Consider the following 15,087-nt stretch of genomic DNA (forward strand, 5'->3'; position numbering starts at 1 on the left):
ACCAGTGTAGCAACGCGTGCGGACAAAACGAAGCACCGCGTGAGCGAGCAGAACCGCACCCGGGCACGCGCCGCGCCCCCTCGCAGCCACGCGCCCCGAGCACGGCCACGCAACGGTGCGTGGGGCACCGCGCAGGGGCTGCTCACGTATGGCTGCTCGCGAAGGGCTACTCGTCGCGATTCCTGTTGGTGCGGGCGAGCAGATAGAGCAGCTGCATCACGCTGGCAAGCGCTGCCGCCACGTAGGTGAGGGCGGCGGCGGTGAGCACCTTGCGAGCACCGCGCACATTGACCTCGCTCATGCCCGAACGCTCGATATAAGCCACCGCACGGCGGCTGGCGTCGATCTCGACGGGAAGCGTTACGAGCTGGAAGATGACGGAGAAGGCGAACAGTGCGATGGCGAACGTGGTGAGTCCGGCCACATTCATCATGATGCCGAGTAAGAACACGATGGTCCAAATGTTCTGGGTGAAGTTCACCACGGGCACAAGCGCATGACGGACCTTCATCATAAAATACCCGCTCTCGCGTTGCGCGGCGTGGCCCGCCTCGTGGCAGGCGACCGCGACACTCGCGACCGATCCGCCGCTGAGGTTCTCTCGGGAGAGGTAGAGGTTGTTATCGCGCGGGTCGTAGTGGTCGGACAGGTGACCCGAGGTGCCCCTGATGCCCACGCGACCGCACCCGAGGTCGTCGAGCATGCGACGCGCAACCTGCTCGCCCGTCTCCCCGTCCGAGGCGACTTTGGACCAGCGACGATAGGTCGAGTTGACGTAGTTTTGTGCCATCAGGCCAATAACCGTGGTGGCAATCACGATAACGAGATACAACGGGTCAAATCCGTACCCGTAGCCATATCCATAGCCGTAGTAAGGCATCTGCGAATCCTTTCAAGCACGCGTCCATTCGCACATGCAGCTTGTTCTACCCAAAAAACCGCCCAAGGCGCGGGAGATGGGCGCCCACAATGAAAAGAGAACCAAAGGGGGTAGGAATGTCGAAAAACGAGGGCGAGAGAGGCTCGATTTTCGACATTCCTACCCTCTACGCAGCGCAAACGGGGACGATTGCGCAATGCGGACGGGGGCGATGAACCCTCCGCTCTTTCAATTGCCGGGCAGACTAGAAGTCCGCCGCGCCCTCGCTATCCATCCACTCCGCCTGGAACTCGGCATAGCGCCCGTCGATGATGGCCTGGCGCGCGCGACGCATGAGGTCGAGCAGGAAGTAAATGTTGTGCTGCGACAGCAGAATGCCGCCGAGCATCTCCTTCTGTGTGACCATGTGGCGGATGAGCGCGCGAGAGTAGCCGCCGGTGCACACCGGGCAGGTGCACTTCTCGTCGATGGGGCGCGGGTCCTTCGCGAACTTGGCGTTCTTGAGATTCATGCGGCCGGTGCTGGAGAACGCCGTGCCCATACGGCCGGTACGCGTGGGCAGGACGCAGTCGAACATGTCGATGCCGCAGCCCACGCCGCGCACGAGCGTAGTGGGGTTGCCCACGCCCATGAGGTAGCGGGGCTTGCGGCGCGGCATGTGCTCGGACACGAGCGGCTCGAGCGTCTCGAACATGACCTCGTGGGGCTCGCCCACGGAATAGCCGCCGATGCCGTAGCCGGGAAAGTCGCCGATCTCCTCGAGGTGCTTGAGGGAGCGCAAGCGCAGATCGAGGTGCATGCCGCCCTGGACGATGCCGAACAGGGCCTGGTCATCGCGGGTATGGGCCTTGTAGCAGCGCTCGGCCCACATGCTGGAGAGCTCGACGGCGCGCTCCACGAACTTGCGCGTGGCGGGGTACCCGGGGCACTGGTCGAGCTGCATGCAGATATCGCTGCCGAGCTTCATGGCGATCTCCATGTTGTCCTCGGGCGTCCAGAAGACATGGGAGCCGTCGTAATCGGTGGCGATGAAGCGCACGCCCTCGTCGGTGAGCTTGACTGCGTCGGAATGGGAGAAGATCTGGAAGCCACCCGAGTCCGTGAGGATGGGGCCGTGCCAATTCATGAAATCGTGCAGGCCTCCGAGCTCGGCGATGGTGTCCGCGCCGGGGCGCATGGCGAGGTGATAGGTATTGGCGAGCACGATCTGGGCGCCAAGGTCCTTGACCGTCTCGGTGGGAATGCCCTTGACGTTCGCCTTGGTGCCCACCGGCATGAAAATCGGGGTCTCGATATCACCGTGCGGCGTGTGTAGAATGCCCGCACGGGCATGCGTCTTGGGGTCTTCGACGACGATCTCGTACTTGAACAGGGACTGATCCATGAAACGGCTCCTCGGTTATTCGGTGCCGGGCGCACACGGGGCGATCGCCCTTCCGTGCGAGGCGCTCCCGCGAAGGGGACCTCGCATCCGCGCGCCGGCGGCACCGCGCGATATCAGCCGCTTATTGTACTATCGGGCACGCCCTTTCCGCGCACTCCCGCCTGAGCAGCACATAATATGTCTGTCCAAACCCTTTTACATCTGTCGTTTTGCCTACTCCGCGCCCGGTAGTCCGTTATTTGCGCCGCGGTTGGGACGCTTGAGAGAGAGGAGCTGATCGCGCACCTGCTCGCACTGGGAAATCGCCTTGTCAACGCGCCCCTTCGACTCCATGATGCGCTGCTGGACCATGGCGTCCATGAAGGCGTTGTCGAACAGCCAGTCGGCAGTGAGGAGGAAGTCGCCGACGTCGGGGCCGAGCCCGGCGAAGCCCTGAACGTCATCCAGCCCGTCTGCCAGGCGTGCCAGTGACGCTTGAGCAGCGGAGAGGTGGCGGCGCGCGGCCTGCATCTTGTCGTGCTTAATCAGTGAACTAAAGAATCCCCCACCGAAGATGTCAAACCATCCCCAGTTGCCGGCGCTCTTGAGATCACGCGCCGCGGCGTCAAGGCAGTTAAGCGCGTCCTCCACCGCCGTGAGCGCCTCATCAATCTCGATATCCTGACGTGCCATCGTCTTCCCTTCCAAGTCGGTTGCTCAATTCTACCCGCTATGGACCCGTTCGTTCTTCCAAGCGCAGGGATGGCGGCATTGCATGCACCAGCCGATGGCAAATCAGCCGACTCCGAGTGCGCGAGACGCGCCACGAGCATACGGAACGGGCGAGAGACAGGACAAGTTGAGGTTTTTCGTATCGATATCGAGAAATAGAAAGTAGCGACAACAGTGGCAAGCGCATGACCTGTGGCGATTATGGACGCAGAGCCGCCCCTACTTCACGAAACCAATTTTCAATACGAAAAAGCTCAAGTTTGTGAGCAATGAGCGACTTGCGAGCCGCTTCGGCCACGGGAAAGGCGGCTTGCGTGCCGTTTCGACCATGGAAAGGCGGCTCAGACTTACGGGCAGTCGGCTCACCCTTGCGGAAAGGCGGCTCGCCTCGCCTCGCGAAGCCATGCAAAAGCCTCCCACCCCCAGCTTTTGCCTCTTGCCGGGAAATGGGAGGCCGAATGCGGGTCCGTCCGACCGAATCGCACGCCAATCCAGTCGCCCCTTGCCAATGGGAACATGAACGCATCGATTACAACCCAAAGCACGCCTTGATTCCACCCGTCAAAGGCGGTAACGATTCGGTGCTAGGCCGTTCGCCGGGGGCGATTGCCACATCGGCATCAGGTCCGCCGATGTGGCCTTGCAACGCAGTCTTGCCTTACGGGCGCTGGCCCATGCCGCCCTCAAGTGTGAGGGTCTCGCCGTTCATGTACTTGAAGTCGGGTCCGCACAGCTGAACGACGACGCGGCCGATCTCGGTCTCGACGTCACCGTAGTGGCCCGCCGGCGGCATGTGGACGTTGGCCTCGAAGGCCTCAGGATACGCGTTCTGGAAGTTCTCCAGCTGGGCGGTCCAGGCAAGCGGGCAGACGATGTTGACGTTGACGCCGTCCTTGCCCCACTCGTTCGCGGCAACGCGCGTCAGGCCGCGGATGCCCTCCTTGGCGGCGGCGTAGGAACACTGACCGTAATTGCCGAACAGGCCGGCACCGGAGGCGAAGTTCACCACGGAGCCCTTGGCCTCTTTAAGATGCGGATAGCACTTCTGCATGTAGAGGAACGTCGCGTACAGTCCGGAGTACAGGGCCAGGTCGAACTGCTCCATGGTGTGGTCGGCAATGGTGACACCGGATGCAGAGGCCTGGGCGTTGTTCACGAGCGCGTCGATACGACCGAACTTGGCAATCGCCTCGTCGATGACGTGCTGCACGATAGCCTCATTGTCCTGGCCGGCGGAGACGTCTGCCTGGACGGGAAGGACCTCGATGCCGTACTCGGCCTCGAGCGATTCCTTGGCCGCCTCGAGCTTTGCCACGTTGCGGCCAGTGATGACGAGGTTGGCGCCCTCCTTGGCGAATGCGATGTCAATGCCGTAACCGATGGATCCGGCGGAACCATCCTGGAGCGTGGCCTTGCCGCCACCCGTGACGATTACGGTCTTACCGGTGAAAAGCCCCATGTCTTTCTCCTCTCAATTAATTATTGTGCAGAAACCTGCACACAACTACCGCAACCATACCCCTCTTACACCTCACGCAATCAAAGCCGGCAACGCTGTTCGTTAAGCGGCGTTCCGCGATTCGCCAAACGGATAAACAAGACCGCCCATTCCCAGAGGCAGCGCTAAGACAAGTATGCGAAAACGTCTTGGAATCAAGGTAGCCAAAGCCATGCGTCCGCACCGCGCCGTATGATAGAGCCATACGAACGGCGGGCATCGACCGCATGCGAAAGGGGCACCATGAGCGAACGTGACGATATGCAGCCTGTTGATGCGACGTCAAACCCAAACGACGAGACGGCAACCAACAGCGACTCAGCCAAAGAAGTACACGCAGATGGGGTCGCAGTCGAGCCCGAAAACCGAGCCATTGAGCCGACCGGTTCGGCCCGTTCGGCCAATTCGACAGGTTCGGCCATCTCGGCTGATTCGACCGGCGCGACCGGCACCACCGAGCCAGCCGGCTCAACCGATTTGGCCAACATGCCTGACCGGACAGAAACCAACGCCGCGCGGGCAGTAGGTGCGTTCTTTGCAGAGGGCGTGGCGAGCATGAAGGAGATGAGCGCAGCCCATCGCGCTCACAGCGAGGCGCGCGGAGAGCTCGAGCGCCTGGACAACACCATAGCCGCTCGCGAACGCGAACTCGCGCGCCGCCGCGACATCGAGTCGCGCTATGACGAGATCGTCGCAGAAGAAACAGCTCGCAAGAACGCCGCCGTTCAGACACGTGAGGCCGCCGAGGAGCGTCGCGCCGCAATAGCCGCAGAAGTCGCCGAACTCAAAAACAACCTGGAGAAGATGCGAGACGAGGACGCCTCCGTTGAGCGTCGCCTCAAGTCCGCCGTCGATGCGGCGGAGGACAAGGAGCGGTCATCGCGCGAATCCGGCAAACGCCTTCAGCGTCGGCTCGATGATGCGCAGGAGAATCTCGAGCGTACGGTCAAGGAGCACGACGAAGGCGTCTCGGCCGTACAGCAGACGGTCAAGAGCGCCGAGTCGCTGCTGGCGACGCTCAATGCCGAATACGCCGAGATCCAGCGCAACCCTTCCGCCAATCCCGCTGGGTACTCCGTGCGCAAACGCGAGCTCGAAGATGAGATCTCCGACGCGGCGTGCGCGCTGCGAACGGCAAAGGATGACGTTCCGCGCATCGAACAAGAAACCCAAGCGGCAATTGACGAGGCTCGCGCCGCCGTCGCCGAGGCAGAGAAGCCCATGGCGTCGGCACGCGAGGCATTCAACGCCGTCGCAGCGGCGGCGGACCGCGCGCGAGATGCGTACAGCGAGGCGAAAGATGACGCCGAGAAGCGTCAGAAAAAACTGCGTGGCGAGATTTCCGAACGCGAAAAGGAGGCAAAAGCCGAAGAGCACGCCGCCCAAGTTGCGCAAAAGGAGGCGGACGCCGCCCAATCGACGCTTGATGAAGCCAATGAGATCCACGCGCATCCCGAGGCGACCGTATCTCTTGCCCATGCCCTCGAGGCAGATCGTGCCGAGCGCATTGACCGCGTCGCCGAAGTCGAGGAGCTCGCCGCCGCCGAAAAGACCGTCCGCGAGCGCACGCGAGGGGCGCGCTTGAAGCTCGTACTTGCAATTGCCAGCATCGTGCTCGTCGTGGTGCTCATGCTGGTTTGGACGTATCTCGCCCAATAGCCCCATTGCCCCGACGTGACGGCGGCAATCACGCAAAAGCCCGGCCCCCGCTATGAGGAGCCGGGCTTCGACTTGAGCCAAGGGGCCATCGGCCCTAGCGACGGCGCGAACGCGACGCTACTCCACGACCTCGACGAGCTCGATGTCGAAGTTGAGGTCGCAGCCTGCCAGCTCGTGGTTGGCGTCGAGCTTGACGCCCTCGGGCGAGACCTCGACGACCGTCACGGGCACGGGCATACCGCCGGGACCCTGCAGGAAGAGCTTCATGCCGACCTCGATCTTCTCGAAATCCGGCACCTGATCGGCCGGGAAGAAGAGGATCATGTCCTCGGAGCGCTCACCGTACGCCTCGGCGGCCGGGATGTGGACGGTCTTCTTCTCGCCCACCTCCATGTCGAGCACGGCGGCGTCGAAGCCCTTGATCATCTGGCCGGCGCCGGCCACGAACTCGATGGGCTCGCCGCGATCGTAGCTGGAATCGAACTGGGTGCCGTCGTCGAGCGTGCCGCGGTAGTGGGCCTTGACCGTCTTACCCTGGTTGGACATGTGCATCCTCTTTCAATAGTAGTAATCCCCGCCCGGATGAAGGCGGAAGGCTTGCAAAATGGCCGAAGGCGAGTTCAGGCCTCCCCGCCGGCACGTTGAACCACTATACCCAAGGCTCGAGCAGCTCATGCAGTATGCGCTCCCGATTATTGATAAAGAGCTCCGTGACCTGATAGCTCTCAGTCTCCTCGTAACCGATCTCATGCAACTCACCATCGTCAAATGAGATGATGCGCGCACCCGGAAGCCCCAAGAGAATGGGCGAGTGCGTAGCCACGATGAGCTGGCTGCCGTGATGTGCAAGCTGGTCCATCTCGTACAGCAAGGTCAGCTGCCGCGCAGGCGAAAGGGCCGCCTCGGGCTCATCGAGAAAATACAGGCCATTGTCCCGGGAGCCGTCTTGGATGAATCCGAGAAACGCCTCCCCATGGCTCATCTCGTGCAGCGGGACCCTTGCGCCTGTAACGGGATTCGTGTACATCGCACCCGGAAGCCCCGGCCTCATGCTGCACCGATCGGCCTCGGACGCGACGTTATAGAAGCTCTCCGCCCGCAAAAAGAAGCTGCTGCGCGGCGCCAAACGCCCCCGCTCCATGTAAATGCCCTCGTGGAGGACGGAATGGGAATCCCTCGTGGCAAACGTGTAGTTGGACGTGCCTCCCTCGGCGTTGAGGCCATACGCGACCGCCATGGCCTCGAGCAGGGTCGACTTACCCGACCCGTTCTCGCCAACGAAAAACGTGACGTTCGAGTCGAAGGCGAGCGAACGCTCGCCCAGCGACGCGAGCGCGGAGATACGGCGCAGGTACTCGTCTCCGTGGACAAGCTCCCACAGAATCGAAACGGAAGATATGAACAGCTCACCATCGAGCATGACGCCCCCTATCGTCCGTGCCCCAAATGCTGTCATTGTACGCGCGCGCCAAGACAAAGCCCTCCGTCACGATGAGGTGACAGAGGGCTTTCGTCACATGAGGCAGTTCGTTGGTTACTCGTCAGACCCTTTCGGCTCGGCGTTCTTCTCCGGCGGGAGCACCAGGTTCAAGATGATGCCCACGAGCGCGGAGGTCGCCATGCCGGGCAGAGTATAGTCGCCCAACGGGATGGCAATGCCCGCTGTCTCCATGCCCACGCCCAGGATGATGACAACCGAAGCGATCATGAGGTTGCGGTTCACGTCGAAATCCACGCCATTGGACACGAGCATGCGCAGGCCGTTGGAGGCAATGAGGCCGAACAGCAGCAGGCACACGCCGCCCATGACCGGGCTCGGGATGGAGTTGATGAGCGCAGCGAGCTTGGGGCACAGGCCGCCGACGATGAGCGCGAATCCGCCCGCGTACCAGAAGATCTGGGTGGAGTAGACGCGCGTGACGCTCATGACGCCGATGTTCTCGGCATACGTGGTGGTGGGAGGACCTCCCAGGAAGCCCGAGATCATGGTGGACAGGCCGTCGCCGGCGAGTGAGCGCGGCAGCAGCGGGCGATAGTCCTTGTCGACGATCTCGCCCACGGCGAGCAGGTGGCCGATATGTTCGATGACCGTGACCACGGCGACCGGCGCGATGAGCGCGATGGCGCCCATGTCGAATTTGGGGAAGCTGATGCTGGGCAGGCCGATCCATGCGGCCTGGGCGATGGGCGCGAAATCCACCATGCCGAACGCCACGGCGACCGCATAGCCCACGATGATGGCGAGCAGCACCGGCACCGTGCCGACGATGCCGCCGCGCCCGGAAAAGATCACCGCCGCGAGCAGCGTGACGGCGGCGACCAGGGCGCCCTGCGGGTTGAACACCGATGCACCCGCGGCGTCGGTACCCATAAAGGCCATGTTGGCGGCGGTGGCGGACAGACCCACGCCGATGACCACCATGACGGAGGCAACGAGCACGGGCGGCAGCAGGCGGTCAAGCCAGCCCGTGCCGACGAGCTTGATGATGCCCGCCACCACGAGGAACACTGCGCCCGCCACAATCACACCGGACATGGCGGCGTCGAGACCGCGCGTGGCGCCCACCGCGAGGATGGGGCTGATGAAGGCGAACGAGCTGCCCAGATAGCTGGGAATCTTGTTGCCGGTCACGAGCAGGTAGCAGATGGTGCCGATGCCCGAGCACATGATGGCGACGTTGGGATCGAGGCCGGTCAGCACGGGTACGAGCACCGTGGAGCCGAACATGCTCATCATGTGCTGGATTCCCAGCGGAATGGCGCGCGCCGGGGAGACCCGGTCGTCGACGCCGATGACCTCGCGTTCGCGGTTGCTCATGGGCGGTCCTTTCTGTAGGCGACAGTTCAGTCTATGGTACCGTGTAACCCGCAACAGAAGTGCGACGACGCGCGCAAGCTAGAAGAGTTTGCGCAGCGATGTGATGCGGACTGCAGCTGATCCATCCGTCTCGCCCCGCGACTCGCTGCACCCCAGTTCACGTCAGCCACGTAACCCGCGGCCGAGGCCGCTCGTCCATGCGCGGTGCACCAGCGGCGCGACAAGGCGCCACCAACCAAAGGCCCGCCGACCTCGAAAGGAGCCCGCAACGCATGAGCGACACCCGCCTCGTCCTCACCCTGCACGCCGATGGGCTCGAGATCCCCGTCGAGGTCACTCGCAAACACGTAAAGAACCTCAACCTGCGCGTCCGCGGCGACGGGTCGGTCGCACTCAGCATTCCACAGCGCCTCTCCTTCACCCGCGCGCAGGCGTTTCTGGACTGCAAGGCAAGCTGGATAATCGAACGCGTCCGCCGCGCCCAGATGCGGAACACGCGTATTTCCCCAACCGAGGGGGAAAGCGATGGCGATGGACGAACCTCGTACCCGCTGTGGGGAGACCTCACGCCCCTCGGCCCCGACCACCGCGGCCAAGACGCCATCGACAACCTCTACCGCGAAGAACTGGGGCGCGTCCTTTCCCGCATCGCTGCTCGACTGGAGCGGAGGATGGGCGTCCACGCCTCGCGGTGGAGCATCCGCACGATGAAGACGCGCTGGGGTTCGTGCACCCCGTCCACAGGCGCCATTCGCATTAACGCCCGCCTCGCCGCCTATCCACCCGAATGCCTTGAGTTCGTGGTCGCCCATGAACTCGTCCACCTGCTGGAACCCAGCCACAACGCGCGCTTCCACGCATTACTCGACGAATTCTGCCCCGACAACCGGGCTCTCGCCCAGCGTCTCAGGCAAGGCCCCGTTTCGCCTGACACGGAGAAGCGGAGCGATCACGACGACGAGCTCGAGGCAAAACTGCCTATGGCTGATTTGTAATTACCCCGGCATATCTCCCACAATGAAAAGGACGCCTCCGAAAAGACGTCCCTACTGCAAATTGAGTTGCTTGTTACGAGCGAACGAATCGCCCCTCGAAACTCGAAGCTACTCCTCGACGAGCTCGAACTGATCCGGGCCAACGCCGCAGACGGGGCAGACATAATCCTCGGGCAGCTCGGGGGTGTCGACCTCGACCTCGAAACCGCAAACAACGCAAACGAACTTGTAAGTCTTGTCAGCCATGATTGGCTCCTTTCACAGGCGATTGAACGTAGGTTGAGTATACCCAAGTTTACCGAACATGAGACACGCCAAGCTTCCCATGAACGATCTCGGATCTCCCTCAAACGTTCCGATATGTTATCGGAATGGTTTCCTATTATCAAGCAGTTTCTTTAAGGATGCGACGCATCGGGCAGCGCGCAGTAACCGTCCCGCTAGACTTCAAGCCGGCCATGCCAGCGGGGACGCTACCCCTGATACGAACTCGCTTTGGGGGGCGTCTTGCCTTTGAGCGTGCTGTGGTAGTAAGCATACGTGAGAGGCGGCTCATCGGAAAGCCGCTCGGCTTGCACGACCTCGCCGACGAACAGATAATGTGTCCCCACGTCGACGCTGTCGATCAGCTTGCATGCATATACCGCGCACGCGTGCTCCGGACAATAGGGGCTCCCCACCTCCGAGATTGCCGTCTCGTATTTCTCGAATTTGTCATAGGTGTCACTGGAGCGAAAGCCGAAGTTGCCGATGTAGGGCATGTCCGCCGTTTGATCGATTGCGGTAACTGTGAACGCCCCCGCCTTTGCGATGACCCCAGATGTCACGTTGTCCTTGTGCACCGCGACCGTCATGCGAATGGGCTCGGCGGTCACCTGCACCGCCGTATTGACCACGCATCCCGCCTTGGTGCCGTCCGCCTCTGCAGACACGACATACAACCCATAGCTCATCGCGAACATCGCCGTGGAATCGATAGCCATGACATTCCCCTTTCTCAAATGTCTCGCGTGCCACGCGCTTATCACCAGTATAGGGATTACAAAGGCGCGGGGACGGTCGCATCCGTATGAGTCGGTGGGAGGGACGTCGAACGCGTCCGCGCAGGCAGCGTCCATTGCATGGGCATCGAATGCCGAGAGCCTCAAACGCAAACGGGCACCCGATCGCACATGGGTGCCCGTCTGAAGGAAAATGGGCGATTACCGGCTACGTTGCTTGAGAGCCCGATCGATCTCGCGCTGCACGTCGCGCTTGGCCATGTCCTCGCGCTTGTCGTACAGCTTCTTACCTCGGCCAAGGCCAAGCAGAAGCTTGACACGGCCATCCTCGTTGAAATACAACTCCAAGGGCACGAGCGCCACCCCGCGCGTGCGCAGTTTACCGTCGAGATAGTCGATCTGCTTGCGGTGAAGCAGCAGCTTGCGACGGCGATCGGGATCACGGTTGAAAATCGATCCGTTGGAATACGGATGAATGTGCACGTTATGAAGCCAGCACTCGCCGTTGCGGATAAGGGCGAAGGAGTCCGTGATCTGACAGGCGCGTTCACGCAGGCTGCGTACCTCGGTACCGGCAAGCTCGACCCCACACTCGAAGGTCTCGTCAATAAAGTACTCATGATGAGCCGAACGGTTCTTGGCGATAAGCTTCTTTTCCCTGCGCGGCTTACGAGCAAATCCGTCTGCCATAGTTACTCACCTCCCTGTTCGTTGGAAAGCTCCGCGTCAGACTCGCGAATGAGGCGAAGGAGGGCCTCACACGCCGGAGCTCCGACCAAATCGCGGGCGAGCAGGGTGAGGCGCGTGGCCTCATTGCGGTCGCCCTCATCGGCCGCGTCCGTTGCGCACATGAGCAGGCACACGGCGATCTCGGCATTGGCACCGGTTGCCAGGCCCTCCCCCTCGACCGCAGCGTTCGCATCGGCATCGGAGAGCTCGGCGAGTTCGGGATGCTCACGGTCAAGGTGCGAGGCGAGAGCCGTGGCGGCGGCGTCATCGGCGCACGCGCGAATCGCCGCCCGACGGCAACCCTCCGCGGCGGGGAGCTTATCGCAAGACAGGAAAAAATGGCCCAAATTCGCAAAGGCACGCGCAAGCGCTTGCGGAGTCGTGGCACGCTCGAGAACTGAAGCCGAAAGCGCCGCCCACTCCCTGGTGTCCCCGAGCGCACGATAGACCTCGGCGAGGTTCAGGCGGTGGGCGCAATTCATGGGATTCCAGCGCACGGCCTGCTTGAGCGCATCGCGCGCAAGCTCATAGTCGCGTTTTTGCACGTACACATAGGCAAGTGCCGCATAGAGACGATCGAGCGGAGCGTCTACCTGCGTGAGCTCGCGGGGATCCTGCTCCACGCGACGATAGGCAAGACGCTCGAACGGGTTGGCAAAGCTGAACCATTGGCGTGCCTCGGTGGCGATGCAAGCGGTATCGGCATACTCACCAGCCTCGGCGGCAAGTTCCTCGAGCAGCATGCGCGCCGTATCGAGCTCGCCTTCCGCCAGCAGATCCTCGGCATAATCGATGTCATGCGCCGCAATGGGCATATCCATGGTGTCCTCCTAGAAAAGAGTCGAGGCTTCAGTGTAGCGCAGAAGCGTACAGGTACGAAACACACGAAAGACCCGGTGCCGGACGCCCCATCTCATCGGCATACGGGAGCCCTCACGGGCTAGCGATTGGGGCCCTCGATATGGATGAGTTTGAAATCCAGGTGCCCACGCAACACGTCGACGGAAGCCACCTCGATTATCGCACGCTGCCCGAGCTCGATCACCGTGCCACTCGATTCACCCACAAGACGCAGGCGGATGTCGTCGTACTCCCACCACTCGGCACCAAGCGCCGCCATGCGCATCAGGCCTTCGGCACCCGTGTCATCCAAACGCACGAATGCGCCCATGTCCGAAATCCACGAAACCGTTCCAGCAAAGCGCTCCCCCACGCGCCCCGCGAAGAACTGTGCGACCTTGATTTTTTGCGAGGCCGTCGCCGCCGCGTCGGCAGCACGCTCGTTGTCGCTCGCCTGTCGGCAGAGTGCGGAACACACCTGCACGAGCGACTGGGGACCCTTGCCCACGAGACGGGGGGATCGGGTCGCAGCCTCCTTTTTCCCCAGCTCCCGCTTGGCAAGTGCCACTTTGAGCACGCGATGCACCATAAGGTCGGGGTAACGGCGGATGGGGCTCGTGAAGTGACAGTACGCGCGGGCACCGAGCGCATAGTGCCCGCCGTTCTCCGACCGGTACACAGCACGCTGCTGAGCACGCAGGAGCAGGGCGTTCACCAGCGGTGCCATCGGCGAGCCATGGGCATCGACGACCGCGCTGGCGATGGCACGCGGCTCCCCCAGCATGATGCCCGCTGCAAGACCACCCTCAAGTGCACCGAGTTCGGTGAGCGTCTTGACGGCAGAGGCTAGCGTGTCTGCCGAGGGCTCCTCATGCACGCGGTACGCCGCAGTCAGATTGTGGTCGGAGAGGAACTCAGCGACGCATTCGTTGGCGAGCAACATCGCCTCTTCAACCAAGCTGGTGGCGGCACTACGTTCGCGCGTGACGATGTCGATGGGAATGCCCTCGTCATCCAAGAGCACGTGAACCTCGGACGTCTCGAAATCGATCGAGCCGCGCTTACGACGAACCTCACGCCGAGCGCAGGCAAGCGCGTCTGCGTTTCTGAGGAAGGAGGCGAGGTCGACGCCAGAGACGCGAGCAGCGTCGAGGGCGGCGTGGGCACGGCGAACGGTCGCAGCGTCCGCCGTGCCAGGTTCAGGCGTCCGTGGGCAATCAAGCGCGTCGCCGGCCCCACAGCCCGGTCCTCCATGAACGGGCGCGGGCACAGAGTCGTGTACAGCAGACGCCGCAGCGGGAACATCTCCAGCAAGTAGGGCGTCTGCAGCACCGTAATCCAAGCGCACGCGCGAGCGAATCACGCTCGGATACGCTTCATATGCACGAACGCGGCCTCGCGCGTCGAGTTCGATGTCGACGGTAAAGGCGAGCCGGTCCTCATTGGGCCGCAGCGAGCACAGATCGTTGCACAGGCGCTCGGGAAGCATGGGCAACACGCGGTCGGCAAGGTACACCGATGTCGAGCGGCGACGCGCCTCCAGGTCAATCGAGCTTTCCCAGTCAACGTAATGGGACACGTCAGCGATGTGCACGCCGAGCATCCACCCGCCACGCACGGTGCGCGCAACGGAGATCGCGTCGTCAAAATCACGAGCATCGACGGGGTCGATCGTGATGGCGAACCTATCGCGGATATCGCGACGCAGCGGATCGGCCAAAGCGGCCTCGACATCGACCGAGAGCCCCGCGGCCTCATCGATCGCTTCCTGAGGGTACCCGTCCGTAAGTCCATACCGCGCCATGATGCACTCGATGCCCAGGCTCGGCTCGTTGGCATCGCCGATACGGCGCTCGATGGTGACCACACCGGCCTCCGCACGGGAAGGATATTCGACGATGTGCGCTGCGACGATATCGCCTGGCGTGACCTTGAGACGCGCAGGGGAGTCATCAGAGGGAAGGACGAAGAAATCCTGCTTGATGCGCGCGTCGAGCGGACGTACGGCGCCCAGAGGACCAGCCAGCTCGAAGGTGCCCACAACGGCCTCGGCCGCACGCTCGATCACGTGCTCCACAACCGCGCGACGAGCTCCGCCGCGACCGCGATGCAAGCTTACGTACACACGGTCGCCAGGCATCGCCTCGCGCATCGAGCGCGAGCCCAAGCGGTACGTACCCTCCGCTGTCTCGACCTCGGCGTGCGAGTCATACACGCGCACCGTCCCCGTAAGCCCCGGCAACCGCCGCGACCGAGCAGGCCCGTGCCGTCCGTTCTTCCCGCGCTTTCCTCTACCCATGCATTCCTCTCGTCCAAATAGAGCCGATTCAAACCAGCTCTCTTGTACCCAAACCCAAGGGTGCCCGACAAACCCTCAACCGAACCTCAGGTCACTGCACACCAGCCCCGTCCCCGGCAAAACCCGAGGCCGCCACAACAAAGACCCCGTCAGACCCAACGTCAACCCCACAACACCAAACCCCCGCCACCACGCGCGCAGCGCCGTGAGAGCAGGAGACCCCCTGGGTCATCCCTAAGTAAACATTCCGCAGGCCGCCGAGCAAAGCTCGCC

14 protein-coding genes are annotated in these 15,087 nt (G+C 62.6%); 2 read left to right on the forward strand and 12 right to left on the reverse strand.

The window, feature by feature from the left end; translation table 11 throughout:
- Nucleotides 1-166: 166 nt before the first annotated feature.
- From ACX9NZ_RS05830 to ACX9NZ_RS05845, 4 genes are all read right to left on the reverse strand, one after another.
- A complete protein-coding gene (locus ACX9NZ_RS05830) occupies nt 167-880 on the reverse strand; it encodes a zinc metallopeptidase (RefSeq protein ID WP_294122540.1) in 714 nt (237 codons plus the stop codon).
- Nucleotides 881-1,124: 244 nt separating this feature from the next.
- Nucleotides 1,125-2,264 carry a tRNA guanosine(34) transglycosylase Tgt gene (gene tgt / locus ACX9NZ_RS05835; RefSeq protein ID WP_330006324.1) on the reverse strand — a complete coding sequence of 380 codons (1,140 nt, stop codon included), beginning with the start codon at nt 2,262-2,264 and terminating at the stop codon, nt 1,125-1,127.
- Between the two features lie 213 nt (nt 2,265-2,477).
- Nucleotides 2,478-2,936 (reverse strand): hypothetical protein, encoded by a 459-nt coding sequence (locus ACX9NZ_RS05840; RefSeq protein ID WP_294122536.1) that lies wholly within the window; start codon nt 2,934-2,936, stop codon nt 2,478-2,480.
- Nucleotides 2,937-3,633: 697 nt separating this feature from the next.
- Nucleotides 3,634-4,434, reverse strand: a complete 801-nt coding sequence (locus tag ACX9NZ_RS05845; protein ID WP_294122533.1) for an SDR family NAD(P)-dependent oxidoreductase — start codon at nt 4,432-4,434, stop codon at nt 3,634-3,636.
- Between the two features lie 282 nt (nt 4,435-4,716).
- Here ACX9NZ_RS05845 and ACX9NZ_RS05850 point away from each other — a divergent pair, with 282 nt between their 5' ends.
- Nucleotides 4,717-6,132 (forward strand): hypothetical protein, encoded by a 1,416-nt coding sequence (locus tag ACX9NZ_RS05850; RefSeq protein ID WP_407495652.1) that lies wholly within the window; start codon nt 4,717-4,719, stop codon nt 6,130-6,132.
- A 117-nt stretch (nt 6,133-6,249) separates the two neighbouring features.
- Here ACX9NZ_RS05850 and ACX9NZ_RS05855 read toward each other — a convergent pair whose 3' ends face one another.
- The 3 genes from ACX9NZ_RS05855 to ACX9NZ_RS05865 all read right to left on the reverse strand — a co-directional run bounded on the left by ACX9NZ_RS05855 (nt 6,250) and on the right by ACX9NZ_RS05865 (nt 8,950).
- Nucleotides 6,250-6,678, reverse strand: coding sequence for an FKBP-type peptidyl-prolyl cis-trans isomerase (locus tag ACX9NZ_RS05855; RefSeq protein ID WP_039910319.1), 429 nt, complete (start codon nt 6,676-6,678; stop codon nt 6,250-6,252).
- Nucleotides 6,679-6,781: 103 nt separating this feature from the next.
- Entirely contained in the window at nt 6,782-7,552 is a 771-nt protein-coding gene (locus ACX9NZ_RS05860) for an AAA family ATPase (protein ID WP_407495654.1), read from the reverse strand.
- Nucleotides 7,553-7,666: 114 nt separating this feature from the next.
- On the reverse strand, nt 7,667-8,950 hold the full coding sequence (locus ACX9NZ_RS05865) for a uracil-xanthine permease family protein (protein ID WP_302741705.1): 1,284 nt from the start codon (nt 8,948-8,950) through the stop codon (nt 7,667-7,669).
- Between the two features lie 272 nt (nt 8,951-9,222).
- On the opposite strand from ACX9NZ_RS05865, the gene ACX9NZ_RS05870 reads away from it, so the two are divergent.
- Complete coding sequence (locus ACX9NZ_RS05870) at nt 9,223-9,945, forward strand: M48 family metallopeptidase (protein WP_294122528.1); 723 nt, start codon at nt 9,223-9,225, stop codon at nt 9,943-9,945.
- 108 nt (nt 9,946-10,053) lie between these two features.
- On the opposite strand, the gene ACX9NZ_RS05875 is transcribed toward ACX9NZ_RS05870, so the two are convergent.
- From ACX9NZ_RS05875 to ACX9NZ_RS05895, 5 genes are all read right to left on the reverse strand, one after another.
- Nucleotides 10,054-10,191 carry a rubredoxin-like domain-containing protein gene (locus ACX9NZ_RS05875; protein ID WP_118653581.1) on the reverse strand — a complete coding sequence of 46 codons (138 nt, stop codon included), beginning with the start codon at nt 10,189-10,191 and terminating at the stop codon, nt 10,054-10,056.
- Between the two features lie 227 nt (nt 10,192-10,418).
- Nucleotides 10,419-10,928: a flavin reductase family protein gene (locus ACX9NZ_RS05880; RefSeq protein ID WP_199588894.1), complete on the reverse strand. Its 510-nt coding sequence runs from the start codon at nt 10,926-10,928 to the stop codon at nt 10,419-10,421.
- Between the two features lie 219 nt (nt 10,929-11,147).
- The gene (gene smpB, locus ACX9NZ_RS05885) at nt 11,148-11,636 is read right to left on the reverse strand and encodes an SsrA-binding protein SmpB (RefSeq protein WP_118653582.1); all 489 of its coding nucleotides are present in this window, start codon (nt 11,634-11,636) and stop codon (nt 11,148-11,150) included.
- Nucleotides 11,637-11,638: 2 nt separating this feature from the next.
- Complete coding sequence (locus ACX9NZ_RS05890) at nt 11,639-12,496, reverse strand: tetratricopeptide repeat protein (RefSeq protein ID WP_118653583.1); 858 nt, start codon at nt 12,494-12,496, stop codon at nt 11,639-11,641.
- A 119-nt stretch (nt 12,497-12,615) separates the two neighbouring features.
- Nucleotides 12,616-14,814 (reverse strand): ribonuclease R family protein, encoded by a 2,199-nt coding sequence (locus tag ACX9NZ_RS05895; RefSeq protein ID WP_407495658.1) that lies wholly within the window; start codon nt 14,812-14,814, stop codon nt 12,616-12,618.
- Nucleotides 14,815-15,087 lie beyond the last annotated feature (273 nt).

This window comes from Collinsella sp. BM28 (assembly GCF_054551995.1).

Coding starts and splice junctions, on each gene's coding strand:
- ACX9NZ_RS05895 (WP_407495658.1), bottom strand. CDS start 14,814: ATGGGTAGAGGAAAGCGCGGGAAGAACGGACGGCACGGGCCTGCTCGG.
- ACX9NZ_RS05870 (WP_294122528.1), top strand. CDS start 9,223: ATGAGCGACACCCGCCTCGTCCTCACCCTGCACGCCGATGGGCTCGAG.
- ACX9NZ_RS05850 (WP_407495652.1), top strand. CDS start 4,717: ATGAGCGAACGTGACGATATGCAGCCTGTTGATGCGACGTCAAACCCA.
- ACX9NZ_RS05865 (WP_302741705.1), bottom strand. CDS start 8,950: ATGAGCAACCGCGAACGCGAGGTCATCGGCGTCGACGACCGGGTCTCC.
- ACX9NZ_RS05830 (WP_294122540.1), bottom strand. CDS start 880: ATGCCTTACTACGGCTATGGATATGGCTACGGGTACGGATTTGACCCG.
- ACX9NZ_RS05840 (WP_294122536.1), bottom strand. CDS start 2,936: ATGGCACGTCAGGATATCGAGATTGATGAGGCGCTCACGGCGGTGGAG.
- ACX9NZ_RS05890 (WP_118653583.1), bottom strand. CDS start 12,496: ATGGATATGCCCATTGCGGCGCATGACATCGATTATGCCGAGGATCTG.
- ACX9NZ_RS05880 (WP_199588894.1), bottom strand. CDS start 10,928: ATGGCTATCGATTCCACGGCGATGTTCGCGATGAGCTATGGGTTGTAT.
- smpB (WP_118653582.1), bottom strand. CDS start 11,636: ATGGCAGACGGATTTGCTCGTAAGCCGCGCAGGGAAAAGAAGCTTATC.
- ACX9NZ_RS05875 (WP_118653581.1), bottom strand. CDS start 10,191: ATGGCTGACAAGACTTACAAGTTCGTTTGCGTTGTTTGCGGTTTCGAG.
- tgt (WP_330006324.1), bottom strand. CDS start 2,264: ATGGATCAGTCCCTGTTCAAGTACGAGATCGTCGTCGAAGACCCCAAG.
- ACX9NZ_RS05855 (WP_039910319.1), bottom strand. CDS start 6,678: ATGTCCAACCAGGGTAAGACGGTCAAGGCCCACTACCGCGGCACGCTC.
- ACX9NZ_RS05860 (WP_407495654.1), bottom strand. CDS start 7,552: ATGCTCGATGGTGAGCTGTTCATATCTTCCGTTTCGATTCTGTGGGAG.
- ACX9NZ_RS05845 (WP_294122533.1), bottom strand. CDS start 4,434: ATGGGGCTTTTCACCGGTAAGACCGTAATCGTCACGGGTGGCGGCAAG.